The 25,822-nt window shown below is 37.1% G+C and carries 17 protein-coding genes, 1 tRNA gene and 1 other RNA gene; 17 read left to right on the plus strand and 2 right to left on the minus strand.

The annotated features are described in order from the left end of the window. Positions 1 to 92: 92 nt before the first annotated feature. From FJ218_03345 to FJ218_03415, 15 genes are all read left to right on the plus strand, one after another. Entirely contained in the window at positions 93 to 320 is a 228-nt protein-coding gene (locus FJ218_03345) for a hypothetical protein (protein ID MBM4165941.1), read from the plus strand. A 197-nt stretch (positions 321 to 517) separates the two neighbouring features. Continuing rightward, complete coding sequence (locus FJ218_03350; GenBank protein ID MBM4165942.1) at positions 518 to 1,450, plus strand: ATP-binding cassette domain-containing protein; 933 nt, start codon at positions 518 to 520, stop codon at positions 1,448 to 1,450. After that, the gene (locus FJ218_03355) at positions 1,447 to 2,691 is read left to right on the plus strand and encodes an ABC transporter permease (GenBank protein MBM4165943.1); all 1,245 of its coding nucleotides are present in this window, start codon (positions 1,447 to 1,449) and stop codon (positions 2,689 to 2,691) included. The genes FJ218_03350 and FJ218_03355 overlap by 4 nt, the downstream gene beginning before the upstream one ends. A gap of 380 nt (positions 2,692 to 3,071) precedes the next feature. Continuing rightward, the gene (locus FJ218_03360; GenBank protein MBM4165944.1) at positions 3,072 to 4,427 is read left to right on the plus strand and encodes a DUF1446 domain-containing protein; all 1,356 of its coding nucleotides are present in this window, start codon (positions 3,072 to 3,074) and stop codon (positions 4,425 to 4,427) included. Between the two features lies 1 nt (position 4,428). Continuing rightward, positions 4,429 to 4,758, plus strand: coding sequence for a hypothetical protein (locus tag FJ218_03365; protein ID MBM4165945.1), 330 nt, complete (start codon positions 4,429 to 4,431; stop codon positions 4,756 to 4,758). Positions 4,759 to 4,843: 85 nt separating this feature from the next. Continuing rightward, positions 4,844 to 4,915, plus strand: a tRNA-Thr gene (locus FJ218_03370). Positions 4,916 to 4,994: 79 nt separating this feature from the next. After that, on the plus strand, positions 4,995 to 7,196 hold the full coding sequence (locus tag FJ218_03375) for a hypothetical protein (GenBank protein ID MBM4165946.1): 2,202 nt from the start codon (positions 4,995 to 4,997) through the stop codon (positions 7,194 to 7,196). Between the two features lie 17 nt (positions 7,197 to 7,213). Continuing rightward, complete coding sequence (locus FJ218_03380; protein MBM4165947.1) at positions 7,214 to 9,469, plus strand: T9SS type A sorting domain-containing protein; 2,256 nt, start codon at positions 7,214 to 7,216, stop codon at positions 9,467 to 9,469. Between the two features lie 86 nt (positions 9,470 to 9,555). After that, positions 9,556 to 11,127, plus strand: coding sequence for a hypothetical protein (locus tag FJ218_03385; GenBank protein ID MBM4165948.1), 1,572 nt, complete (start codon positions 9,556 to 9,558; stop codon positions 11,125 to 11,127). A gap of 3 nt (positions 11,128 to 11,130) precedes the next feature. After that, complete coding sequence (locus FJ218_03390; GenBank protein MBM4165949.1) at positions 11,131 to 13,998, plus strand: TonB-dependent receptor; 2,868 nt, start codon at positions 11,131 to 11,133, stop codon at positions 13,996 to 13,998. Between the two features lie 11 nt (positions 13,999 to 14,009). Then, a complete protein-coding gene (locus FJ218_03395; GenBank protein MBM4165950.1) occupies positions 14,010 to 15,050 on the plus strand; it encodes a PorV/PorQ family protein in 1,041 nt (346 codons plus the stop codon). 9 nt (positions 15,051 to 15,059) lie between these two features. Further along, positions 15,060 to 16,166, plus strand: a complete 1,107-nt coding sequence (locus FJ218_03400) for a hypothetical protein (protein ID MBM4165951.1) — start codon at positions 15,060 to 15,062, stop codon at positions 16,164 to 16,166. 120 nt (positions 16,167 to 16,286) lie between these two features. After that, complete coding sequence (locus tag FJ218_03405) at positions 16,287 to 18,200, plus strand: T9SS type A sorting domain-containing protein (protein MBM4165952.1); 1,914 nt, start codon at positions 16,287 to 16,289, stop codon at positions 18,198 to 18,200. A 138-nt stretch (positions 18,201 to 18,338) separates the two neighbouring features. After that, the gene (locus FJ218_03410) at positions 18,339 to 19,028 is read left to right on the plus strand and encodes a DUF1573 domain-containing protein (protein ID MBM4165953.1); all 690 of its coding nucleotides are present in this window, start codon (positions 18,339 to 18,341) and stop codon (positions 19,026 to 19,028) included. After that, positions 19,029 to 20,225 (plus strand): thiolase family protein, encoded by a 1,197-nt coding sequence (locus tag FJ218_03415; GenBank protein ID MBM4165954.1) that lies wholly within the window; start codon positions 19,029 to 19,031, stop codon positions 20,223 to 20,225. A 2-nt stretch (positions 20,226 to 20,227) separates the two neighbouring features. Here the strand turns inward: FJ218_03415 and amrS are convergent, their stop codons facing one another. Beyond that, the gene (gene amrS, locus FJ218_03420; GenBank protein ID MBM4165955.1) at positions 20,228 to 21,298 is read right to left on the minus strand and encodes an AmmeMemoRadiSam system radical SAM enzyme; all 1,071 of its coding nucleotides are present in this window, start codon (positions 21,296 to 21,298) and stop codon (positions 20,228 to 20,230) included. 157 nt (positions 21,299 to 21,455) lie between these two features. On the opposite strand from amrS, the gene FJ218_03425 reads away from it, so the two are divergent. Continuing rightward, positions 21,456 to 22,085: a hypothetical protein gene (locus tag FJ218_03425; protein ID MBM4165956.1), complete on the plus strand. Its 630-nt coding sequence runs from the start codon at positions 21,456 to 21,458 to the stop codon at positions 22,083 to 22,085. Positions 22,086 to 22,241: 156 nt separating this feature from the next. Here FJ218_03425 and uvrA read toward each other — a convergent pair whose 3' ends face one another. Beyond that, positions 22,242 to 25,073: an excinuclease ABC subunit UvrA gene (gene uvrA / locus FJ218_03430; GenBank protein MBM4165957.1), complete on the minus strand. Its 2,832-nt coding sequence runs from the start codon at positions 25,071 to 25,073 to the stop codon at positions 22,242 to 22,244. 197 nt (positions 25,074 to 25,270) lie between these two features. Here uvrA and ssrA point away from each other — a divergent pair. Then, positions 25,271 to 25,624, plus strand: a transfer-messenger RNA (tmRNA) gene (gene ssrA, locus FJ218_03435). Positions 25,625 to 25,822 lie beyond the last annotated feature (198 nt).

The following is a 25,822-nucleotide window of genomic DNA, read 5'->3' on the forward strand; positions in this document are numbered from 1 at the left end:
TTTCCTATTCTACACTATTAAAAATGCGTTCACTTTATTGTTTTTCATTTTAGTATTTTATCGGCGAAAAAATTTAGCAAAGTCAAAACACTATGAATCATACACTCACCATACACATACCGGATAACATTTATCAAATAATTACACAAGAAGCACTCCAAACAGGGAAATCTCTTGAGGAAGTACTTCTCCAATCAGTAAATTCTCTAAGAAAAACACCGCGCAATCCTTTTTTTGCAGACGAAAATTTTTACGAGGGAGACGTTCCTTCAGATTTATCGTTACATCACGATGAATATCTGTATGGAGATAAACAATGATTTTTATTGATAGCGGTGCGTGGATTTGTGGCATTGAACACGTACGCGAAACAATTCCCTTTGCGAGAATGATTTATCGGATTACGCCGTGAATAAATTGCAGTCATGCTGTGCGAATCGAAGAATCTTCTTTGATTCAACATTGAAGTAAAATTTGAGTAGATGCATCACTTCGTTCAGCATGACAAAATATATAGATGATATCAGTATTAAATCTCCACAAAACGTTTTCCAATGTTGTTGCCGTGAATGACGTTTCATTCAATGCAGAGCGAGGAAAAATATTTGGTTTGCTTGGTCCGAATGGCGCGGGAAAAACAACAATAATTCGTTTGCTGTTGAATATGATTTCGCTCGATGAAGGACAAATTACATTCGATGGGTTTGCATTTTCTTCTGCGCTGCAAAATAAAATCGGATATCTTCCCGAAGAGCGAGGTTTATACAAAAAAAGTAAATTACTCAACACGATAGTTTATTTTGCATGTCTTAAAGGACTTTCTGAAAACGATGCAATGAAACGTGCGAAAGATTGGCTTGCACGTTTTGAGTTATTGAATTATGCCGAACGGCGAATCCAAGAACTCTCCAAAGGCAATCAACAAAAAGTTCAATTCATTGTTTCGCTCATTCACGAACCGGAATATGTTATTCTCGATGAACCATTTTCTGGACTCGACCCTGTGAATCAATTACTGATGAGAGAAATATTTCTTGAACAACGCAAGCAAAACAAAGTCGTAATTTTTTCGACGCACATAATGGAACACGCAGAAAAATTGTGCGATGAACTTGTGCTTATCAACAAAGGAAAAATTGTTCTCGATGGAACAGTAAGCGAAGTAAAAAAACGCTTTGGAAAAAATGCAATTTATATCGAGTTTGATGGTGATGGAAGTTTTCTTTCTTCGATGAAGAGTGTTTCCAAATGTCAACTGTTTCAAAACTATGCAGAACTCGAATTGAACAGTAGGGAATCCCCTTCCGAATTTTTGCGAGAGATTGTTTCTAAACTCAACGTAACAAAATTTGAAACGAAAGAACCATCGCTGTATTCAATATTTCTTGAGTTGGTAGGAAGCGATTCTTCGGTAGAAATTATAGAAACGGAGAAAGGAGCGATGCAATGAAATCAAAAATATTTGCCGTAGCGAAACGGGAATTTTTGGAAAACGTACGAAGCAAAGCGTTTTTGATTTCGCTTGTGCTCACACCAGCGATTATGATTGGTTTTGGATTGTTACCTTCATTCTTTGTTTCGAAAGCAGAAACGAATACGATTATTCTCGGCATTGTAGATGAAACAAATTGGCTTACCGAAAAACTTTCGGAGCGATTAAATGAGAAATATAAACTTCCGAGTGAACAGCCGAATTATTTTTTACGAATATTTCGTAACGGCGATTTCCAAACACTTTTAAACAACGCTGATGCATTAGCATTGAAAGAAGAAATTGAAGGCGTTTTTATTTTTCCAAACACCATCGAGAGCGATTCGACAATAGAATATCGTTCAATTCATCCGGGAAACATTCATCTGGTCAATCGTTTTGAGAAAACGATTCAAGAAATACTACGAGAAGAGCGAATGCGAAGAGCGAATGTAAGCGATGAAGAGATAAAAAAGTTTTCGCAAACCTTAGAAATCAATCCGATAAAAATTTCAACTGAAGGAGAAGAAAAAAAAATAGATTTCAAAACACAATTTTTTTCTTCGTACATTTTTGTAATGCTTATGTTAATGCTGATTCTCACATCAGGACAAATGTTGGTGCGGAGCGTTGTTGAAGAAAAATCCAATCGTATTGTAGAAATTTTGCTTTCAAGTTGTTCTGCAAGCGATTTGATGAATGGAAAAATTCTTGGATTGAGTGGACTTGGTATAACGCAAATTTTCTTGTGGGTTCTTATTGGAATTTCTGCCGTTCCTTCGTTTGCGGTGTTACTTTTTTCAACAAATGGAATTTGGTTTCTCCCAATGTATTTTATTCTTGGTTATTTGATGTATGCCGCAATTTTTGTAGGTATTGGTTCGCTTGTCAATACTGAACAAGAGGCGCAGCAGATTACCACGTACGTAAGTTTAATATTAGTTTTCCCCATTGTTCTATCAATAAATGCGTTTGAGAATCCGAACGACTCATTGTTTCAAATACTTTCCTTTTTTCCGTTGATGACACCAACGATGATTGCGTTGCGAATTTCTGTGCAAATGCCTTCAACGTTTGAAATTATTGCAACACTACTTTTGCTTTTTGCAACAATGGTAACATTGATGTGGACAGCAGGAAAAATTTTTCGCATAGGAATACTTTCAACCGGAAAGAGAATGACAATGAAAGAACTTTGGGAGTACTTGAAAACGCATTAACACAGAAAGTTTTTCAAATTTTTGTGTTACTCAAATTTAATTGCTCATATTTGTGCCGATTTTTTTTCACTAAGAAATCGGAGCAGTATATATCGGTTCAGAGTCGCATCCGTATGCAGTAAAACCAAGTGGAACAATTTTAATTGATGCGCTTGGTATTGGTCCTCATGTTCACGTTGCGAGTTATGAATTTGCCTGCAAATCAGGAGCGCGTCAAGCGCAAAGATGCGCGAATCGGAATGGCTCAAAATATGGTAAAGCGAGAATTTTGTGTTGCGGATATAAAGCAATAGTATTTTGAAAACAGTTGCAGTATGGAGAATGTTAAAACTTTGTTTTTACGTCCTCCGTATTTTTATTCAGAAATAATTTAATCAACATTGAAACAAAAAATTAGAATTGCATCGGGGCAAGGTTTTTGGGGCGATTTGCAAACTGCTCCATTTGAACAAGTAACAAAAGGTCCTGTGGATTACGTAATGATGGATTTTTTAGCGGAAGTTACGATGTCCATTATGCAGAAGCAAAAAACAAGAAATCCGGAATTGGGATACGCAAAGGATGTAGTTCATATCATTGAACAAATATTACCAATCTGCGTTGAAAAAAATATTAAAGTAGTAACCAACGGAGGTGGTGTAAATCCGAAAGCATGTTGTGATGCGATTTTGAAAGTTGCAGAGAAACATCATTACAGAAATGTAAAAGTCGGTATCGTGCTTGGCGATGACATACTTGATAGAATGGAAGAACTTTCAAAGAACGGAATCAAGTTGAATAATATGGAAACGGGAGAATCTATTGACAATATCGGACAAAAAATTTTGAGCGCGAATGTGTATTTCGGCGCATTACCGATTGTTGAAGCGTTGAAACAAAATGCGCAATTTGTCATTACCGGAAGAACAACCGATACAGGATTAACGCTTGCGCCAATGATGTATGAATTCGATTGGAAAGAAAATGATTGGAATAAACTTGCCGCAGGAACTGTTGCAGGACATATTCTTGAATGTGGTGCACAATCGAGTGGAGGAAATTTTTCTGCCGATTGGGAAAGCGTTCCCGATATGGCAAACATCGGATTTCCAATTGCCGAAGCATATCCCAACGGTGAAATCATAATTACGAAGCACGAATCGCTCGGCGGAAAAGTTTCGCGACAAACTGTATCGGAACAACTTCTCTATGAAATCGGAAACCCGAAAGAATATATCACTCCAGATTGCGTTGCTGATTTTACATCTATTCAGTTGGAAGAAGCCGGAGAAAATCGAGTGAAAATGTTTGGCGTAAAAGGAAAGCCGGCAACAGATTTTTTCAAAGTTTCGATGTCGTATCTGGATGGATATGTAGCGTTTGCAACATTAACATACGCTTGGCCCGATGCATTGAAGAAAGCGCAAGTTGCAGATGAAATATTACGGGTGCGATTAAAAAAATTAGGATTGGAATTTGAAGAGATACGAACAGAATTTCTCGGATATAATTCGTGTCACGGTCCGCTTTCAAATTCCGTCGGTGAAATAAATGAAGTTGTGCTGCGCATAGGTGTACGCGGACACGACCATAATTCTGTTGAACAATTTGGAAAGGAAATTGCTCCGCTTATATTAACTGGTCCTCCAAGCGTAACTGGTTTTGCAGGAGGAAGACCGAAACCAAGTGAAGTAATTGCGTATTGGCCCGCATTGATAAGGAAGAATGTCGTAAAATCCGAAGTGAAAGTGTATTAAAATGAAAATTCAACTCTTACAAATTTGTCACGCACGTTCCGGAGATAAAGGAGATACAGCAAATGTTGGTCTTATTGCGCGTGAACAACAATATTATTCTGTCATTGAAAAATATGTAACCGCCGATGTTGTAAAAAAACATTTTGAAGGAATTTGTTTCGGGAAGGTAGAGCGGTACGAACTTCCCAATCTTTGGGCGTTGAATTTTCTATTATATAATGCGCTCGGTGGAGGAGGAACGAAATCGTTGAAAAATGATGCGCAAGGAAAAACGCTTTCTTCCGCATTGTTGCGATTGGAGATTGATGTAAAAGAAAAGTTGCATATCTGAATTTCGTAAAAAAATTATGTACGGATTTTTGTCAAGGAAATCGAGAATAGTATATTTTTACAAAATTTTACAGCACATATACAATGCTGGCGTAGCTCAGTGGTGGAGCAGCGGTTTCGTAAACCGCAGGTCGTCGGTTCAAGTCCGACCGCCAGCTCATCTTCTTATTTTATTCTTTCTTTTTTATTCACAATATTTCTTTCCGAACATCGTATAGAAATTATCAGTATCCGAGAATGAATATAAACTTATTCGGTAAGAATAAATATACTTTCCTTTTTTTTGTATTCTTTTTTATCTTCGAAAAAAATTTTTCACAAGAATATTTTCCACAATTAAAAGGGCGACTACTTCCAACGCCGCTTTTTGACCAAGACAGAAAATTTACAAATGTTGGGAATATCGGTTTAACGGTAACAAACTATGGAGTTACTGGTCATGGATTTTTATATTGGACAGAACGACAACCATCGTGCGAATATCCAAAAGGTTCGAGAACAGAGCATTTGTTTCTCGGAGGTTTTTGGATTGGAGCGCAAAATAGAAGAACAGCGCAGATTTCTGTTTCGACAGGAGCAGTTGATGTTGGCTCCTTAAATAGATTGAACGAAGGATTTGAATTTACCAATGAGGCGGAAGATAGTTTGTTCGAACGTTCATCATTATCGGGCGCATATTTTGACACCAACGCGATAAGTCATCAGGATTTTGTTTGCGATTACAGCGACGTGAGAACTCGTTATTCCAACGGCGATACGATTTTCAATCATATTCCGTTGAATGTCCGAGTTCATCAAGAAACGTATGCATGGAATTATTCGTTTGCAGATTTTTTTGTGATTCTTAATTACAAAATTTACAATGTTGGAACAGATACACTTGATTCTGTGTATGTAGGAATGTGGACAAATCCCGCTGTGCGCAACACGAATCTTTCCGGAGTTCCATCGGGTTCGGAATTTTATCGTCATCAAGGAAACGGTTTTGTTGATTCATTGCGAATGCATTATACATTTGATTTTGACGGACAACCGTACGGACCTCCAGCAGATTCATATTTCGGTGTGAAACTTTTAGGAACTGTTCCGTTTCCACTTTCTGCACGACATACGATTGATTCAACATTTTATCAGCAAGTAACGAACTTACAAGAACTTGATTCATCCGTTCAGTATAATGCGTGGAAATTCCGCAATAGCAGTGGAGATGGAGCATATTTCTATCCCACGGATGATGATAATGCAGATAGATATTTAAGCCGCTACAAACGCTTAAAACTTTCTCTTTCGCAAGATAAAATTTCACCGTTGCGATTGAGCGGAGGAAATTATACGAATTTGCTTTCCGTCGGTCCTTATGCGCAATTACTGCCGAATGATTCTCTCAATATTGTTTTCGCATTTGTGTGCGCCAAAAAATACGGAACATATCACGCGCGATTTGATTCACTTGAAAGCCGCGCAACGTTATATTCGAATGCTAGTTGGGCGCAAAAAGCATACGACGGTGAAGATATAAACGGAAATAATATCTTAGACGCAAATGAAGATTTAAACAATAATGGAATCATTGACCGATATGTTCTTCCGCAGCCGCCGCGACAACCGAAAGTTCGTGTTGAAGTATCAAATCAAAATGCTGTCATATATTGGGATAAAGAAACTTCTGAAAATTCTATTGACCCGATTTCCAAACAAAAAGATTTTGAAGGATACAGAATTTATCGTTCGAATGCCGGCGCGGATTTTTTAAATCCGGAAGATTTTATACTTACGCTTTCACTCGTTGGAGAATTTGATAGAAACGATGACACCATTGCCTACAACACAGGGTTCAAACGAATACTTCTTTCTGAAGCAAAAACATTTGCAGGAGATACGATAAAATATTGGTATCGTTTTCCTCCGGAAGATGCGCAAGATTCTGGACTTTCGCTTTTGAATGGATGGCAATATCTCTACGGAATTTCAGCGTTTGATAGGGGAGATGAAGTTAACAATCTTCCTTCGTTGGAAAGTGGAAAAATATTATCTCGAATTATTCCGGGAACTCCGCCGACAAAAGAAAAGACAAAAGCAATTGGAGTGTATCCGAATCCGTATTATGTGAACGCATATTGGGATGGAACGGGAGAACGGTTGCGCAAATTGATGTTTTATAACCTTCCGTCATTTTGCACCATCAAAATTTATACTCTTTCCGGTGATGTCGTTTCTGAATTTGAACATAATGCGGATAAGAATTTTGGGCAAACAATTCCATGGTATGCACGATTTGAGGGATTGCAATCAGATACTACTGCATTCGCAGGCGGAGAACATGCGTGGGATTTAGTTACAAAGTTTAATCAAGCGCTTGCAACAGGGTTATATTTATTTTCCGTTGAAGATAAAACTAACGGAGAAATTAGAACAGGTAAGTTTTTAATCATCAAATAATTTAAGGATTCAATCGTATGAACAAACTCTTTTTATTCATCTCATTTCTTTTCGTCTCATATTGTTCTTTGGCTGAAAACAGAGTTCAGGTTTCACTAAAGAAAAAATTTAATTTTCCTGAAGTATCCATTCACGACATACAGTTTGTTCATCGTGATTCGTTACGTATTGCAGATTCATTGCAAAACAGTAACCCATCACGATGGACTCTGCAAGTAAGTCCGTATTTAGGAGATACAATCACTGTAACTGCGTTGTGCGTAATTCCTTCCAAAGTTATTACATACACTGCGGCGGGCTTTACTATGCTTCTTGGTGATACATCTGGTACGGGAATTTCAAAACCATGGCACGGTTTGTTAGTGCGTATAAGTACAGCTGATTCTTCGCAGGCAATTCTTGACGGATTTCTCAATGTTCAACGCGGAGACATTGTAAAAATGACGGGATTGATATCAGAATTTCCAACAAACAGTATGAACAGTACAACACAATTTCAACCGATTCCGGGAATTCCTGTTGAAATAGTTGGAAGTGGCGATGTGCCTGATGAACATTTGATAACTGTTGATTCTATTTATGTTGGATTATTTCCGAATGGAAAAGTAAAATACAGTTCTGCTGAACAATTTGAAGGAGTACAAGTAAAAATTGTAAATACCATCGTTAATGCCATCGTGAACGCATCTCGTGGAACATTTGCCGTTGTTGATGCTTCAAGCAACAATATTTCCGAATACGATATTTCACATTTCTTTACTCTTGGGCACGGAAATCCGGTAATTCCCGGTGATTCTGTCTACATTCAACAACTATGGCCGAAAATACAAGTAGGAACTTTGATTGATACTATTCGTGGAACTATTTCATCCGCTTCCGGTCAAGAAAACCAACGAGGATATAGAATTTGTCCTCTTCTTCCAGGCGATGTTGTTATTGGCGTACGAAAAATTCAAGTGTACTCTCATCGTCGTTATCCGGTAATCGTTACTCCCGACAGTAGCGCACGTATTACTTGTATTGTGAAAGAAGGAGATAACGCAATAAATTCTGTTCAATTATTGTACAGAACAAATAATAACGCGTTTCAATCACTTTCAATGGTAGCAACGAGCGGCGATACAATCTACGAAGCAACGATTCCGCAACTTGCAAATAATTCATACGTTAATTATTTTATCAAAGCAACGGATGATGAAAATTATGTTACGATTCTTTCAAGTTCTGCATCCGATGGTTCGCAAAACGATACATCTAAAGGATTTTTCTTTTATACCGTTTTGAATCGGGCGTTATCTATTTATGATGTTCAATATACTCCATTTCTCAACGGAAGAAGCGCATATCTTGGGGCAATTACCAGTGTTTCGGGTTACGTAACAGCAGATACTGCGTATATGATGCTTTCCCCGCGAACTACGGGAGGAACAAGCGCATGGTATTTGCAAGATAGTTCTTCTGCGTGGAATGGAATCTGGATAGTTGGTCCCGAATCGCTTCTTGCGCCGATGAAAAATAACGACAACGTAACCGTAACCGGCTCCATTCAGGAAAGCAATAACGTAACGCGAATTGCAAGCGTATCTTCCGTGACAATCAATTCGAACGGAAATCCGAAACGTATTCCGATAAAATTGAAAACAGGAAGATTTGGTCCATCTGTTGGAAATGGAAATCAAAATGCAGAACCGTATGAAGGCGTATTAGTGAAATTCGATTCTGTTACTGTTACCAGTGTGAATCCAACGTTTGCGGATGTAACCGAGTATGAAGTTGATGACGGCACAGGTCCGCTACTCATCCGTCGCGACGGAAGAAACACTTATTCGAACATTCCCGGAGATGATACGTTGTACGGATATACAGTTTTACACGTTGGAAGTAAAATCGGTACACTTTTGGGTCTTGTATATTTCGGAAATAATCGTTATAAGTTAGCTCCTCGAACCAATTCCGATTTTATGAATGTTCAAGTTGGCGTTATTGAACGACAAGGAGAAAATATCCCAAAAGAATTTTCACTCAAGCAAAATTATCCGAATCCGTTTAACCCTTCAACAAATTTTGAATTTTCGCTTTCCACTTCACAATTTGTAAAGTTGAAAATTTTCGATGTGCTTGGAAGAGAAATGGCAACCGTTGTCAATGAAAATTTAAATGCAGGAACGTACAACGTTCACTATGATGCATCGCAACTTCCGAGCGGTGTATATTTCTATCGTTTGTCCGCAGGAACATTTTCGGATGTGAAGAAAATGATAGTGCTTAAATAAATTATCGAGTGATGAGATATTTTCAAATACTCTTAATCGTTGTTTTCGCGATTGCGGGATGTAAAAAATCTCCAACAGATAGCGAAATGAAAAACAGTAAACCACAAGCATTTCTTTGGATATTTCCGAATAATCCGGATTCACTTGCATTGGGAATTTCCAAACAACATATACATTGGTGGGGAGAGGACAAAGATGGATACGTTGTTGGTTTTCTCGTAGGAATAGGTAAAAGCGAAACTTCCGTAGAATGGATATTTAAAATTAGAAACGATTCCGTTATTTCTTTTCCGTTATTAACCGTACAAGATACATTTCTTGTTTTTGTAAAAGCCATTGACAATCATTTCCGCGAAAAAATAAATGATGGAACAAATATTGCGCTTGCTGCATCTCATCCTTTTATTGATTACGAAAACGACGGTGTATTCAACAATAACGATAGAACACTTCCAACGCTGCAAAATGCGTTAGGAGCAACAGCAAAGCAAAAGTTTCCTATCAAAAACACTCCGCCAACGGTGAAGTTTGAAATAAATTCATCCAATGTTACCGTTCAACCGTCGGAGACTTCATTCACCGTAGTAACATTCGCTTGGAGAGGAAACGATAATGATGGCGATAACACCATCACGAAGTACGAAATTGCATTGAATGATACTGCAACAAATAATTGGGTTTCGATTGACAGTACGGTGAATATGATTACGTTGTTTGTACCGCGCGCTGTTTCTGACATTGCAACGGGTTCAGTAACGGCTGATGTTATGAAAGGTACTTATGGCAACACAAGGAAAATCGGAGAGGCACACGGATTGCGATTGAACGATACGAATCGGATTTTTCTTCGCGTGAAAGATATTGCAGAAGATTACAGTCCAATCGTTTCGCTTCCAGATTCAGGATTTCTTTGGTATGTCAAAAAACCTAAAAGCAAATTGTTAGTCATTGAAGATTACGTTGCTTCTTCAGGACCAAATTCACCGGATTCCGTTCTTTTGTTTTACAAAAATATTTTTTCCCAACTTGCAGATTCGATAGGCGATTCGGTGCGCGTGTTTGATTTCCTCAGTTTAAGAAGAAACGACGGCGCTTTCATTCCGTTTCATTTAGACCCTGCATTGATACTCACGTTACAACAGTTCAATTTTGTTTTTTGGTATGCGGGACAAGAGCCGAGTTGGAGCGTTGCATCAAATCCGTTGTTTCAATATGCCGTTGATCCGGCTACCAATGGAAAAGTCTTATTTTCTACAGCGTTTCAATTTTCAATTGCAGACCCTCGTGGTTCTATTGTAAGTTTTGCACCGATTGAAGCAGTAAGTTTATCTGATGACAGCACAGCAACACGCGCGTATGCAGATACAACTGTTTCCAACATCAGTACAATATTGAATTTTCCTCCGTTGCAGTTCAAGCAAAATCCATCAATTCATTCATTATTCTTTTATCGAAATTTATATCCTCGCTCTACTGCTACGCCAATTTATAAAATTGATTCCATTGTTTCGAAAACGCATAGAAAATTTTCTCCTACCGTAGGAGTCATTGACGCAAACAATCGTTTTGTTTTTATGGGAGTTCCTTTGCATTTATTGAATGGCAATGGAAATCTTCCGTCGTTTTTCAACACAGTATTTGGGAATATTTTTAAGTAAAAAATGATACGAATATTTTTTGTCGTCTTCACCCATTTCTGTTTCCAGTATTTTGTCTTCTCGCAAACGAAAGGAAATATTTCCGGAAAGATAACGGATAAAAAAACGAATGAGCCGCTTCCCAGCGTTAATGTGTTGATAAAAGGAACATATTACGGCGCATCATCGGATTTTGATGGGAACTATAAAATTCAAAACATCAATCCGGGAACGTATGTCATTACGGCAACACTTCTCGGGTATGCACAGAAAACATTTTCCGCAGTAAAAGTTGAAGAAGGTAAAACGACTGCACTTGATATCAAACTCGAAGAAACTTCACTAACGATTGATCAAGAAGTTGTTATCGTAGGAGAGAAGCCGTTATTTAATATCGAAGAAACATCGAGTAGAAGAGCAACGGCAAGCGAGGATTTGAAAGCCGCCGCTATTCAGCGAGTGGAAGATGCAGTTGCATTGCAAGTTGGAGTTACACAAAGCGATAATGAAATTCATATTCGCGGAGGAAGAACGTATGAAAATGCGTATCTCATCAACGGCGTTTCTGTTCAAGACCCGCTCGCTGGCTCTGGATTTGGATTACAACTTGGTTCCGACGCAATGAAAGAAGTGGAAGTTCTAACGGGCGGATATAACGCAGAGTACGGTCAAACAACTTCCGGCGTTGTCATTGTAAAAACAAAAGAAGGAACGGAAAATTATTCCGGAAGTATCAGTTATCGCAGAGACCATTTTGGGTTCAATGATAATTCACGTTCAAATTTCAATCAAGATGTTATGTCAGCAAATATCAGCGGTCCGTTTGGTCCCTTACTTTTTTTTGCAACGTTTGATGGAAATTTTTCAGATGATTACACACGTTGGATGCAACAAACGGAATATGGAAGACCCAGTGGATATTTTGTAAGCGCACCGCAAGGATTACATTCAACAATATTTTATGGAAATACCTTTGCTCCACGACAAAATAATCGTGTTTCGTGGCTCACGAATTTTTCTTTCAAGCCATCATCTACTGCGAAACTTTTGCTTTCATTAACACAATCTGCTACGATAAACCAAAACACAAAAACAATTCAAGCAACGTTAGAACGCGTAGAGCCAAATCCTGGTTTTCAATATGTTTTTCGAAATATTCCCGATAGTGCCGCAACGTTTACTTCTGTCAATAATTTTTACTCATTGCAGTTCACGAATACAATTAGTCCGAAAACATTTTACGAATTGCAATTCAGTTTATACACCGCACACGTACGCGGCGATAATAACGGTCAAGACAAAAATGGAGACGGAATTGTTGATTGGAATGATTATGCAGAGCCACAAGATTTTGTAACGTTTCCGATTGACACATTTCGCACTTCACCTGAAACGTTGCGAGTAATTCCCGGCGATGGATTTTATGATATTGGAAGTCCTTCGATGTGGCGCGACCATTTCTTCCGCGAATATACACTGAAAGGCGACGTAACGCATCACTTTTCAGAAAACAATAAATTGAAAACCGGAATTGAATCGAAGTTTCAGGAAATTCAATACATTGATATTTCGCAACCGTGGATAAAAAAACTTGGTATTGACAACGATAAATATATTGTGTACCCAGCAATGGGTGCGATATATGTACAAAATAGTCTTTCTATTTCTGGTATGATTCTCAACAGCGGATTACGATTAGATTATTGGTTTCCCGGAAAATATGTTGACGATGCTGCAGCAAGTTCGCAAAAAACGCTTGTTGCTCCGTACGTGCGTCAGCAGTATTTTAATGAGACGTTTTCAGGATTCGATTTTAGTTGGAACAATGGTTTTCGTTCTGCGAACAGAAAATGGAAAGCGCGATTAAGTCCCCGACTTGGTATTTCGCATCCGATATCAGATAATCAATCATTGTTTTTTTCATACGGACATTCATCCAAACTTCCGCGTCCACAATTTGTTTATTCAAAATTAAAAGCAACTTCTGCAAAATCTTCTTCGCAAACAATTGGAAATCCGAATTTAAATCCGGAAACAACAGTTTCGTACGAACTCGGCATTCGTTATCAAATTACCGAAAATGACGTGCTATCGGTTACAACGTATTACAAAGATATTTTCGATTACGTTTCGTCCGTTTCGTTTCAATTCCGCGGACCAAGAGCGAAAGGAAACTACAACACATATATCAATCAGGATTACGCGCGAAACCGCGGAGTAGAAATTGAATATATAAAACGGATAGGGACTTGGTTTCGAGGAACATTCTCAGGTTCGTATGCATTAAGCACGGGAAAAAGTTCGAGCGCCACGGAACAAATTTTTGGCACAGAAGAAACGCGGAGAGAAACCGTTACTGAAAATTTTATGAATTGGGACCGTCCGTTGCAATTTTCGGCACACTTAAATTTCACCGTTCAAAAAAACAAACCTCTGTTTGAAATGAAAGGAATACTGGAAGATATCAATGTATTCACTAAAATATTTTTTCAATCGGGAAAGCGTTATTCACCGTGGATTTTTGCAGGGATAGATTCTATCAATTATGAACCATCAAGAAATATTTATCGAGATGAACCGAAAAATTATTTAAGCGGCATTGGCGAATACTGGTTTTATATTGATATGAATATTGAAAAAGCAATAGAGATGGGTTTTGGTAAATTAGTACTTGCTTTGGAAATACAAAACGTACTGAACAATTCTAATTCTCAAATAATCAATCCCGTTACAGGACGTGCATACGAATACGGCGATGATGTCCCACTTTCCAATTCGTGGAATGACCCTCGATGGCCGGATTTGACAAAACCGATTTCACCGTTTCCATTCAATCCTGCGCGATATCTGAATCCACGAACATTTCGACTTGCTATCTCGTGGAGATTTTAAACGTGAAAACTATGGTGAATAAAATTCTGGTGCATCAATTTTTTACAAAAATATTTTTTTGCGTCGCTTTCTTTTTTTCAAGTGTTCAAACATTACATTCGCAACTCGTTCCGAATCTTGGTGGACAACGAGCAGGAATTTCTGTATATCAATTTTTGAAAATCGGTGCGGGAGGAAGAGGTACGGCAATGGGAGAATCGTTCACTGCAGTTGTCAATGACGCATCTGCACTTTATTGGAATCCAGCTGCAATTACAAATTTTGAGTATAATCAAATTATTGTTTCTCACACGCAATGGTTTGTTGATATTCAGCACGAATTTCTTGGAGGCGTGTATCATCTCTCTGCTGCTGATGCAATCGGAGTTTCCTTCACTTCGCTTCATTTGGACGATATGCTGCAAACAACAGAAACGCAACCATTCGGAACTGGAAGATATTTTACTTTCGGCGATATTGCAATAGCAGGAACGTATGCAAGGAAAATGACTGAGCAATTTTCCTTTGGTGTCTCTTTGAAATATGTTGAAGAAACGTTGGATATGCTTAAGATGCGAAGTATGCTTGTTGATGTCGGAACATATTATTATACCGGAATCGGAACAAGCAGATTTGCAGTAGTGGTTACGAATTTTGGAAACAATGCAACTCCAACAGGAACAGTAGAACTTCTTGATGGAAAAAAAATACAATCATTTCAGTCATTTTCGCCGCCAACGCTTTTCAAGATGGGATTTGCATTTGAACCATATCAAAGCGAATTTCAACGCATAACAACATCGGCGCAAATCAATCATCCCAATGATAATGCAGAAAATTTGCGCGTCGGTATTGAATACGAATGGAATAAAACATTATTTCTACGCGGAGGCATAAAACGTACGTTTGGTCAAGAACTCTTCGGCGAAGATGAAACGAGCGCAGAATATTTTTCCCTCGGAGCAGGTTTTTATATCCCTCTTTCGTTCACCGATATAAATGTTGACTATTCATTCGCGCATTTCCAACGATTAGGAGGAGCGCATCGCATTTCTTTAAGTATTGCACAGTAACTATTTCCAATGAAGAATACGTTCATTAATCGTCATATAATTTTTGTCGTTTCAATTTTCGTTGCTTTGATAATACTTACGAGTTGCGAAAAAAAATTCGATTTTTCAACGCTTCCGCTTGACGAAAATATTTCTGTCAATGAAACATCGTATGTGGAATTAGCACCGCCATTTTCCGGTTTTCAAAAAATTTCTTCGATTGCAATTGGAGGCGACCAAATGTTATATGTCGCTGATTACAATTCAAATAAAATTTTTCAACTTAACGTTGCCGGAATTGTTTTAGGTGAACTCTATTTCAATGATTCTATTGCATTTCATCCATCGGCAATTGTACAGGATTCGCGTCTCGATTTGCTTTTCTGTGGAGAAACGAAAGTACAAAACGATACGATTGCGGCAATTTTCAGAATACAACTTTCTAAATTTGGTTTAAAACTTTCCGAAGTTACTACATCGAACATAAAAACAGTTTGGAAAGAACGCGCTAAGCCTGCTCGACGATTTAAAGGAATTATTGTTGTATCCGATAATCAATACATTGTCGCACGTGTTGGTCCCGATAACAGTAGTCCGATAGATCCTGATTCGCGCATTATTTGGTTTCAGAAAAATGATGCAAAAATAAAAGAGATTTCGGATTTGCAAACCGGAGTTGGTTCGAGCATAACATTCATCAATAAACCAACGGGAATAATCGGATTTCCATTTTCAAAAAATTTTATTGTTACACAAACACTTGAAGGAGTAATTTACGGAGCAGTACTTATGAAATATTCATCTCTTGAAGAACTTTGGATTCCCGGTTTTGACCCTTCGAATCCGTTACAGCGTGTTGATTTTATTCGACCGAATCAATTTACAAACGCACGCGGAGGAGCGTACGACGCACATCGCGGTGATGTATTTATCGTAAATGCAACTTCGGATACAAATTCGTACGCAGTTTTTAAGTTTGATTCGAAAGCAAGGTTCAAAAATGAATCCATCCGACCGAATGATGTTGTTCCAATGCTTACTTCTCCTTCGGGAGCAGCGTTCTATGATAGAGTTTTGTACGTTGCTCAAGACTCGAGAATATTTCGATTCAAACTTTCCACTGATTTCATTCGATAAAAAAATTTCATTTTTCAAACGATTAGATTTCTTGTTTTAATCATTCACTCTTATTACATTTATCCCAAGTTTTTTATAAACTATAATTATTCACAAATTCTTTGAAAGGAGTATTCTCGTATGAGATACACGTTTATTTTATTCGTCGCAATTTTACTTTCGTCCACCGTTGTGTTTTCTAAAAAAGAACATAGAAACACGTCTCCATTTTCTCGCGCAATTCTTCCTGATGTCATAAGTCCTGATACCAGTGCACCAGATACGTGGGGCTATACTTGGGTACGAAGCACAGAGCCCGGAGGTCCGGTTTATAACTGGCTTGATTCTACAGATGGATGGCAACGAGTAAATGGTTTATTGGATGATAATGCCGTTGGATTTTTCAACTTAGGTTTTACATTTCATTACTATTGGTATGATGTTACAAGATTGCAAATCGGTTCAAACGGATGGATTGGTTTTGAACAAACTATCGGAAATCTTGCTGCTGCTTTTACACAATTTCCTAACTCAACTCCTCCCAATGATGTCATAGCACCACTTGGCGCAGATTATGATTTTAGCCCTAATGTTATTGGTCCTTATAATTCAAGAGTATATTTTTGGACGAACAATGTTGATTCTGCAGTTATCAGTTGGGTAGATGCAATTGAATGGTTTCAAACACCTCCCAATCCCCGTCCTACATATTCTTTTCAGGTGATATTAACGAAAGCTGATAGTTCTCTCACATTTCAATATGGACAACATACAGGAAATGGAGCATTCGCATCCGAAAGCAATATAACAATGGGAATTGAAAATGTAACGGGAACTATTGGATTAAGTTACTATTTTGCTAGCGGTTCAATTGACCCAACACGCTATGAAACTGGAACTGCAATTAGAATTAAAAAAACAATTGATACTGGTTTGCAAATTGTTGATGCTGGAGTTATTGGAGGATTTAATAATTTGAACGGTGCGGTTTTTCTTCAAGCGAATGTCAATAATACTATTTCTGCGTATGTAAAAAATTTTGGAACTGCAAATTTAACCAATGTACGCGTACGTCATACTATTTCCCGAGGCGTAACAACATTACTTCGCGATACGGTGTTTATAGATACGCTTTCTCCGGGAACAACAAAAGTCATCACGTTTCCAAAGCCGTTTTTGCCAACACAAGTTGCAGTTCATTCCGGACAATTTCGTATTGAAGCAGCGGGAGATGTTCTTGCTTCTAATAACGTAAAGACAACAGAAATGGATGTTATCAATGCAATTCCTGGAACTCCAATCGTATTAGCATACGATGATAATGTTCTTGATGGAACTGGTCGTTCATGGGGAAGTTCTGGTGGTTTTGGAAATGAATTTGAGGTCCCCGTTCCCGTAAAAATTGAATCTGCGTATGTTAGAATTCAAACAGTAACATCCGGACAAACACTTACTATTTATGTCGTAGATGATGACGGTTCTCAAGGTTCTCCTGGAACAGTACTTGATTCGGTAATTATTGCATCTCCAATTTCCGGAATCAACAAAGCGTATTTTGGTTCTAAAAATATTGTTGTCGAAAGTGGTAAATTTTACATTGGTGAAACCGGTCAGCATACTTATGCAATGGATCAAACGCAGCCACTTTCCAACCGTGGATGGGAAATCACATCGGGATGGGGAGTAAACCGTTTTGGAGCAACAGAAGATGTTATGGTGCGCGCAGTAGTATCAGTTGTCTCCAGCGATGTTCGCAATTATATGCAATATCTTCCCAAAGGTTATGAAGTTGAACAAAACTATCCTAATCCGTTTAATCCAAGTACTACAATTCGCGTAACACTTGCCAAGAAATCGAATATCAAAGTAGTAGTGTACGATATACTTGGAAATGAAATCAAAACGCTTTTTAACGGTAATGCCCAAGTTGGCGAAACAAAAATTATTTGGGATGGAACAAATCGTTACGGTACATCTGTTCATTCAGGAGTATTTTTCTATCGAGTACAAGGAGATAATTTTTCCGAAACAAAAAAGATGTTATTATTGAAGTAACACAAACTCTTTGTTTTGCAAAATACGTAAGCCGATTTCAATTTACGAAATCGGCTTTTTTTATCAGAGAAATTGTTTGTGAAAAAAAGCATCATTATATTTTCTCCGTTTCTTTTAATTAACCTAAAAAAAAACACCATGCTCTCAAAATTACTCATTCTGCTTTCAATCATTATTTTCCAAAGCAAAATATTTTCGCAACCTTCCATCAAAATCGTTGGCGGAACAAATGCTGATTTCGGCACACTCTATCGCGGTGATAGAATCGAGAAAAAATTGACAATAAAAAACGACGGAAGTGATACGTTGCGTATTGCAAATGTATCTGCTTCGTGTGGTTGCACAGCAGCAATGTTAAGCGAAAAAATTATTGCTCCCGGCGATTCCGGCTCATTGAATGTTGGATTTAATTCAGAAAATTTTTCGGGAAAAGTTCAAAAAAATGTTACCCTAACATCGAATGATCCCCAAAATCCAACATTGCAATTTCGTTTCGGTGTAAATATCATAGAAGAACTTTCTCTTGATCCGCGAACGCTTATTGTTCGTGAGGCAAAAAAAGGTGAAAATGTTTCAACATCTTTAAGAATCAAAAATACTTCAACATTTCCAATTTCTTTATTATCGTGGAACAGCGAAAATAAAAACGTAAGTATTGAATTGCCCAAAGAACCAATTCAACCTTCAGATGAAATTACACTTATCGTAAATTATTTTTGTGAACAAGCAGGTTATGTGAATTCGACATTCGATATCGTTACCAATGCAAAAAAACAATCGAAACTAACGATAAATTTTTACATCAACATTCTTTCTTCACAAGAGTAAATGCGAACCGAGGCATATATCGTTGAAGCAGTAAGAACACCTATTGGAAAATATGGAGGCGTTTTTCGTGATGTTCGCGCCGATGATTTGGGTGCAATTCCACTTCGTGCTCTTTTGTCACGTACAAAAATATCTGCAGAGTGTATTGATGACGTAATCATTGGTTGTGCAAATCAAGCGGGCGAAGATAACCGAAATATAGGTCGAATGTGCAGTCTGCTTGCCGGTTTTCCTTATTCAGTTCCAGGAGTTACTATTAACCGTCTCTGCGGTTCAAGTCTTGAAGCGATAAATATTGCGGCGCGTTCTATTTGGAGTAATGAAATGGATATTGTAATTGCAGGTGGAGTTGAAAGTATGAGCCGCGCACCGTATTCGATTGCGAAAAATCAAAAAGGAACGTTTGGAAATGTAACTGCGTACGATACTGCACTTGGATGGCGTTATCCGAATCCGCAGATGGAAAAATTATTTCCATTGGAATCAATGGGAGAGACTGCGGAAAATATAGCAGAGAAATATAAAATTTCACGAGAAGCACAAGACGAATTTGCATTCAGAAGCCATAACAATGCCGTAAAAGCACAGGAAGAAAATGTATTCTCTAACGAACTTATTTCTGTAGAAACATTTTTCAGAAATACATCAGCGACAATAATTTCAGATGAGTGTCCTCGCAAAGACACTACGTTAGAAAAATTATCTCAACTGAGTTCTGTGTTTAAGAAAAACGGAACGGTAACGGCAGGAAATTCTTCAACATTAAATGATGGTGCAGCAGCAGTTTTGATAATGAATGAAAAAAGTATTGTAGAACAAAACCTTTCTCCTATAGCAAGAATAGTTTCTACTGGAATTGCTGGAGTTGATCCCCGATATATGGGAATTGGACCTGTTCCAGCAACACAACAGGCAATGAAAAAAGGAAAAATTACGATTGCTGATTTAGATATAATTGAACTTAATGAAGCATTTGCGGCACAATCGCTTGCAGTGATAAGGGAATTGAAACTCTCTATAGAAAACGTTAATGTAAACGGTGGAGCAATTGCACTTGGACATCCTCTCGGTTGCAGTGGTGCAAGAATTTTGACAACTTTAGTGTATGAATTAGTGAGAAGAAAAAGTACTTTGGGATTAGCAACAATGTGCATCGGTGTTGGACAAGGAATTGCAACGATAGTAGAACGTGTATAAAGTTAATCACGTTTCCAAATTCCCGGAATGCGTATTGAACATTTTGGACAACAATTATCTAATAAATTATTTTTCTTTATTGTAAAACCTAAACGCTCCACTAATAATTCGCCGCAATTATAACAATAAGTGTTTTCGTACTTCTTCAACATTCCTGGGAGATTTCCGGCGTATACAAAATGCAAGCCTTCTTCGTAGCCTATTTCTACGGCACGTTGCAACAAAGAGACAGGAGTTTTAACCGTTGTTTTCATTTTGTAATTGGGATGAAATGCAGTAATATGCCAAGGAATATCCGCAGATATACTTTGAATGAATCTTGCTATTTCGCGAATTTCTGTTTCGGAATCATTAAATTGAGGAACAAGAAGAGTTACAATCTCAATCCAAAATTTCATCTTGTGTAAACATTGAATTGAATTTAGTATGTTGTTCAGCGGACATCCTAATTTTCTATAGTATTTGTCGTTAAATCCTTTTAAATCAACCTTGAATAAATCAACATACGGACGAAGCAATTCAAGTATTTCATGAGTTGTATTACCATTTGAAACATACGAAGTAAGCAAGTTGTTTTGTTTTGCGAGTTTGAAAATCTCAATCGCCCATTCGCTTGTAATAAGTGGTTCATTATATGTACTGGTTACAATTTTCGCGAGAGTAGCAATTGCAAAATCATTGATTTCTTGCGCTGATATTTTTTGAACTTGTGCAATAGAATTTTTATCACGAAGTGTTTGCGATGTAACCCAATTTTGGCAATAGTTACAATGCAGGTCGCATCCCAGCATTCCAAAACTTAATGCTCGTTCTCCGGGAAGTATATGATAAAAAGGTTTTTTTTCTATCGGATCAAGTTGAATCGCTGATACATAACCCCAAGGAACATATAATTTCCCATGTCTATTAAAACGTACTTTGCAAATTCCGTCTCTGCCTTCGTTTATAATACAACGATGTCCACATGCAAAACACTCTATTGCATTATTTTCTAATGAAGTAAAAAAATTACTTACCGTTGTATATTTTGAAAGAATTTTTTTAACAGGATTTTCTAATTGTGATGCTATCATAACGACAAAGAAATTGTAAAACAATATAATGCTCTTTTTTAAAGAAATAAATCTACACGCAAGAAAAATTATCGAGTTAGTCAAAAATAATTCTTCAACAAAAATTATTATATCTTACTTTGTGATGTACTTTTTGGGGAGTACTGATGTATGTTCAATGGAAAAAAATAAACATCAATTGTTTTTTAATACATTAACAATACGAAAACAAGAACCTGAAATTCAAAAACAACAATCGCTTGCATTTGAAATTTTAATTTCAACAACTGGATTTGGGTTGGGTGGATTCTATAAAACGAAACTATCGAATTCCACAAGTGGAACGCTTAATCTATTTGTTTCAGAAGTCGAAGACGAACAAGAAATCGAGTTTTACGACATTTACGGAAATTCCATTCATCCAGGAAAAATAAACCGTTTCTTCCTCATTCCACTGTATTTCGGAATTGAACAAAGAATTTTTACTGAATCTATAACATCATCATTTCGTCCGTTTGTGAACTTCGGAATTGGACCAACAGTTATTTTTTCTACCTCTGCACAAGAAGATTTTTTTTCTTCTTTAGGAAATGGACGTTCACGATTGAATGTAAGCGGTTATATTGGTGTGGGCTCGTATTGGGGAAATAAGTCGGAAACATTGTTTGGATTTAATGTACGATATGTTTACGCTCCTTATCCGAAAGGAATAGAAAGTTTAGAAAATATATTTACAGGAGAAAAAAAATATTTAAAAGAATTTGGCGGGATTTACATTACGCTTTCCATCGGTAACAATTTCGATTAAAATACACTGGCGTTCTCGTAAAATCTCCCCTCGTTCTACGGAACGCCTTTGTATTTAGCCATGCGACAACTAAAAAAACCGAGAAAAAGTTAACCACATTATATTCCTACGTATGTGAGAAATATCACAAACATCGGTATTTTCAATTTTATTTTTTTAATTCTTTGATAGTACTCTCTTCAAGCAACTTCCAGTTATAGAATCTGTATTATTGATTATTGTTTTGAGTGTACCTTCTGCAATTATAAATCCGCCTCTTTCTCCTCCCTCTGGTCCTAAATCAATAATCCAATCAGCGCATTTTATGACATCTAAGTTATGTTCTATGACAATGATTGAATGTTCACGTTTTAGCAACCGCTGAAAACACTGTAACAATATATTTATATCATTGAAATGCAAACCCGTTGTCGGTTCATCAAAAATAAATAGTGTGTTTGCATTTTTATCTGCATCAACTAAAAACGATGCTAACTTTATTCGTTGAGTTTCTCCACCTGAAAGTGTCGTTGAAGATTGCCCTAAGCGCAAGTATCCTAATCCAACATCGTGAAGAATGCGTAAGCGTTTTGCAATTTTTATTCCTGTTGGATATTCACCAAAAAAAGCAAAAGCTTCTGAAACTGTGAAATTTAGTACGTCGATAATATTTTTTCCGTTGTATTGAATTTGCAGTATTTCTTTCTTAAATCTTGTTCCACCACATACTTCACACTGCAGTTCAAGTTCAGCCAAAAATTGCATTTCTATCCTCTGTATTCCTTCACCATTACACGCCTCGCATCTACCGCCCGATACATTAAAAGAAAAATGTGATGGCATATACCCACGCATTTTAGATTGCGGCGTACTTGCAAACACATCTCTAATCAAATCGTACGCTTTTATATACGTAACAGGATTTGAACGAGAAGTTTTACCAATGGGCGATTGGTCAACTAATGCGACATTCGCAATATTATTTATACCTTCTACTTTTTCCACTTGAACAACAGTACCATCTAATTCACCTCGAATTTTTTTTATACTATTATAGATTACGTTGTGTACCAACGTGCTTTTTCCAGAACCTGAAACGCCAGTAACACAAACAAAATTTTGTAAAGGAATTTTTACGTTGATATTTTTCAAATTATGTTCTCTCGCTCCAATAATTGCAATGTAATTTCCACTTCCATTATTTCTACACGTTGGAATTTTTATTTCTTCATATCCAGAAAGATACTTACTCGTCAAAGTATTTGATTGCAATAGTTGCTGATGTTTTCCTGAAAAAACAATTTCGCCGCCCAATTCTCCAGCATTTGGACCAATATCAATAATATAATCAGCAGACTCAATTATTTCTCTATCATGTTCAACTACTATTACTGTATTTCCTAAATCTCGTAATGATTTTAAAATTCCTATTAAGCGGCGCGTATCTCTAGTGTGTAATCCGATACTTGGTTCGTCGAGAACATATAATGTTCCGACCAACGATAATCCAAGTGCAGTTGCGAGATGAATTCTTTGCGATTCGCCTCCGGAAAGAGTGTGAGTTGTTCTATCAAGCGTTAAGTAACCGATTCCGACATCGATCAAAAATTTAATGCGCTTTTTTATTTCATGTAAAATGCGTTCAGAAATTTTTTTTTCAGATTCGCTGAGAAGTAATGAATCGAAAAAATCGTATGCTGCAGAAAGCGACATTTGCGCAACATCAGCGATGGTTTTGTTATTTAGTTTTACTAATAATGCTTCTTGCCGAAGACGGCTTCCTTTACATTCGCTGCAAATTGTATAGCCACGATAACGACTTAAAAACACGCGGTAATGCAATTTGTAAGATTTCGATTGTAGAAATTGGAAAAAACCGTTAACTCCACAAAACGTTTCATATCCGTTGAAAATTACGTTACGTTCTTCCTCTTTAAGTTGATAATACGGAACATTCGTACGAATGTTTACGCGGGCTGCAATTTCTAACAATTCAATGTGGAATTTTTTCCAATTCGGAAAATTCCAACAATGGATTGCCCCTTCTTCGAGATTTTTATTTTTGTCAGGAACGACTAAGCCCTCATCTATGCCGATTGATTTTCCGAAACCTTGACACACAGAACACGCGCCTAAAGGAGTATTGAATGAAAAGAGTTGTTGTTCTGGTTCCTGATATTGCACATCACAGAGCGAGCACATAAAGTGCTGGTTGAATCGTAATTCATTTCCGGATTCAACAAAATGAATTACGAGTTTTCCATCTCCGAATCGAAACGCCGACTCAAGAGAATCAGAAAGACGATTATCGTGCTTTTCATTATTTAGTAATAGTCTATCAAGTACAACAAATATTTTTTTTTGGTATTGAAAGTTTTCAATATCAATTTCATTTACATCAATTACAATTCCGCTGTGAAAAATGCGCGTAAACCCTTGTGAACGTATGTATTCTATTTGCTCATTGATAGTAGTGGTTGAATGTATATGAACGGGAAACAGTACTAAAATTTTATCTCCATTGATTCCACTTGTTTCTTCATAAAGTTTGTTCACAACTGATTGCACAGAATCTTTTAAAACCACTGTTCCGCATTTTGCACAGTACGTTTTTCCGATGCGGGCAAACAACAGTCGAAGAAAATCATAAATCTCCGTAGAGGTTCCGACTGTCGAGCGAGGGTTTTTTGAAGGAATTTTTTGCTCTATGGCAACAGAAGGGGAAATGCCACTAATAAAATCTACATCTGGTTTTTCAAATCGCTCTAAAAATTGACGCGCGTATGATGAAAGACTTTCGACAAATCTTCTTTGCCCTTCAGCATAAATTGTGTCAAACGCGAGACTTGATTTTCCTGAACCGCTTACTCCGGTTATTACAACAAGTTGATTGTGGGGAATTTCAACGTTAATATTTTTCAGATTATGAACACGTGCGCCACGAATGATAATTGAATTTTGTTTTTTAGAATTACTAAACGTATTGTTTTGATTAGTTTTCTTCTGCATAAAAAGAACAACAGTTCGTTATGATTTTAATTTTTGAATTTTAATAAATGCAAAATTACATTCTGTAAAAAACAATCGCAAAGAAATCAATCAAAACAAAAAATTATAGGTCGCTTTAATAGAAAAAATCCTAAATTTTCTTGAACAAAATTTTGACTTGAACCAAAAAAAAGACTAAATTTATTCTGTTTTAATATGGGGATGAATTGGTTTCGACGGATTGTCGATGGTTACAATTGCATCTCGTGCTCTCCATATGCACGTAAATCTCGTGGAAAAACATTAAGTGCCAACTATAATTACGCACTTGCTGCATAATTAATTTTATGCAGCCGTTTTCACTTCGTTTCTTCTGATGGACGAAATGAAAGCGTCGCAACATCAGAATAGTTTCAGTTTTGCTCAGTAATTGAAGCGAATTTTTATGAGATAGTTTTTTATTGAGCGTGTTGTTGCGCGTATAAAAAGCAAAAATAAAACAATAACTAAAGATGTAGTAGTTGTAATGGTCTGCACTTCGGACGCCGGTTCGATTCCGGCCATCTCCACAATTTTTATTATGCGTTGCTATGAATGAACTACAAATCAAAAACCCTCTTGATTTGCAATTTTTCTTGTGCGTCAATAAAAATTTTGCAATGAACTATGAACGATAACAGCGAATTCGCGTCCAACAACAATATGTATTTGTTCGCGTATTCGATTCAAGGATATTACGATAAAGATTTACTTGATTATACGCTATGGCG

The sequence above is a fragment of the Ignavibacteria bacterium genome, assembly GCA_016873775.1.
Classification (GTDB): domain Bacteria; phylum Bacteroidota; class Ignavibacteria; order UBA10030; family F1-140-MAGs086; genus JAGXRH01.

Bases quoted from the DNA above. Each gene is read 5' to 3' on its own strand.
- FJ218_03345 (MBM4165941.1), top strand. From the start codon at position 93: ATGAATCATACACTCACCATACACATACCGGATAACATTTATCAAATA.
- FJ218_03350 (MBM4165942.1), top strand. From the start codon at position 518: ATGATATCAGTATTAAATCTCCACAAAACGTTTTCCAATGTTGTTGCC.
- FJ218_03355 (MBM4165943.1), top strand. From the start codon at position 1,447: ATGAAATCAAAAATATTTGCCGTAGCGAAACGGGAATTTTTGGAAAAC.
- FJ218_03365 (MBM4165945.1), top strand. From the start codon at position 4,429: ATGAAAATTCAACTCTTACAAATTTGTCACGCACGTTCCGGAGATAAA.
- FJ218_03375 (MBM4165946.1), top strand. From the start codon at position 4,995: ATGAATATAAACTTATTCGGTAAGAATAAATATACTTTCCTTTTTTTT.
- FJ218_03380 (MBM4165947.1), top strand. From the start codon at position 7,214: ATGAACAAACTCTTTTTATTCATCTCATTTCTTTTCGTCTCATATTGT.
- FJ218_03385 (MBM4165948.1), top strand. From the start codon at position 9,556: ATGAAAAACAGTAAACCACAAGCATTTCTTTGGATATTTCCGAATAAT.
- FJ218_03390 (MBM4165949.1), top strand. From the start codon at position 11,131: ATGATACGAATATTTTTTGTCGTCTTCACCCATTTCTGTTTCCAGTAT.
- FJ218_03395 (MBM4165950.1), top strand. From the start codon at position 14,010: ATGGTGAATAAAATTCTGGTGCATCAATTTTTTACAAAAATATTTTTT.
- FJ218_03400 (MBM4165951.1), top strand. From the start codon at position 15,060: ATGAAGAATACGTTCATTAATCGTCATATAATTTTTGTCGTTTCAATT.
- FJ218_03405 (MBM4165952.1), top strand. From the start codon at position 16,287: ATGAGATACACGTTTATTTTATTCGTCGCAATTTTACTTTCGTCCACC.
- FJ218_03410 (MBM4165953.1), top strand. From the start codon at position 18,339: ATGCTCTCAAAATTACTCATTCTGCTTTCAATCATTATTTTCCAAAGC.
- FJ218_03415 (MBM4165954.1), top strand. From the start codon at position 19,029: ATGCGAACCGAGGCATATATCGTTGAAGCAGTAAGAACACCTATTGGA.
- amrS (MBM4165955.1), bottom strand. From the start codon at position 21,298: ATGATAGCATCACAATTAGAAAATCCTGTTAAAAAAATTCTTTCAAAA.
- FJ218_03425 (MBM4165956.1), top strand. From the start codon at position 21,456: ATGGAAAAAAATAAACATCAATTGTTTTTTAATACATTAACAATACGA.
- uvrA (MBM4165957.1), bottom strand. From the start codon at position 25,073: ATGCAGAAGAAAACTAATCAAAACAATACGTTTAGTAATTCTAAAAAA.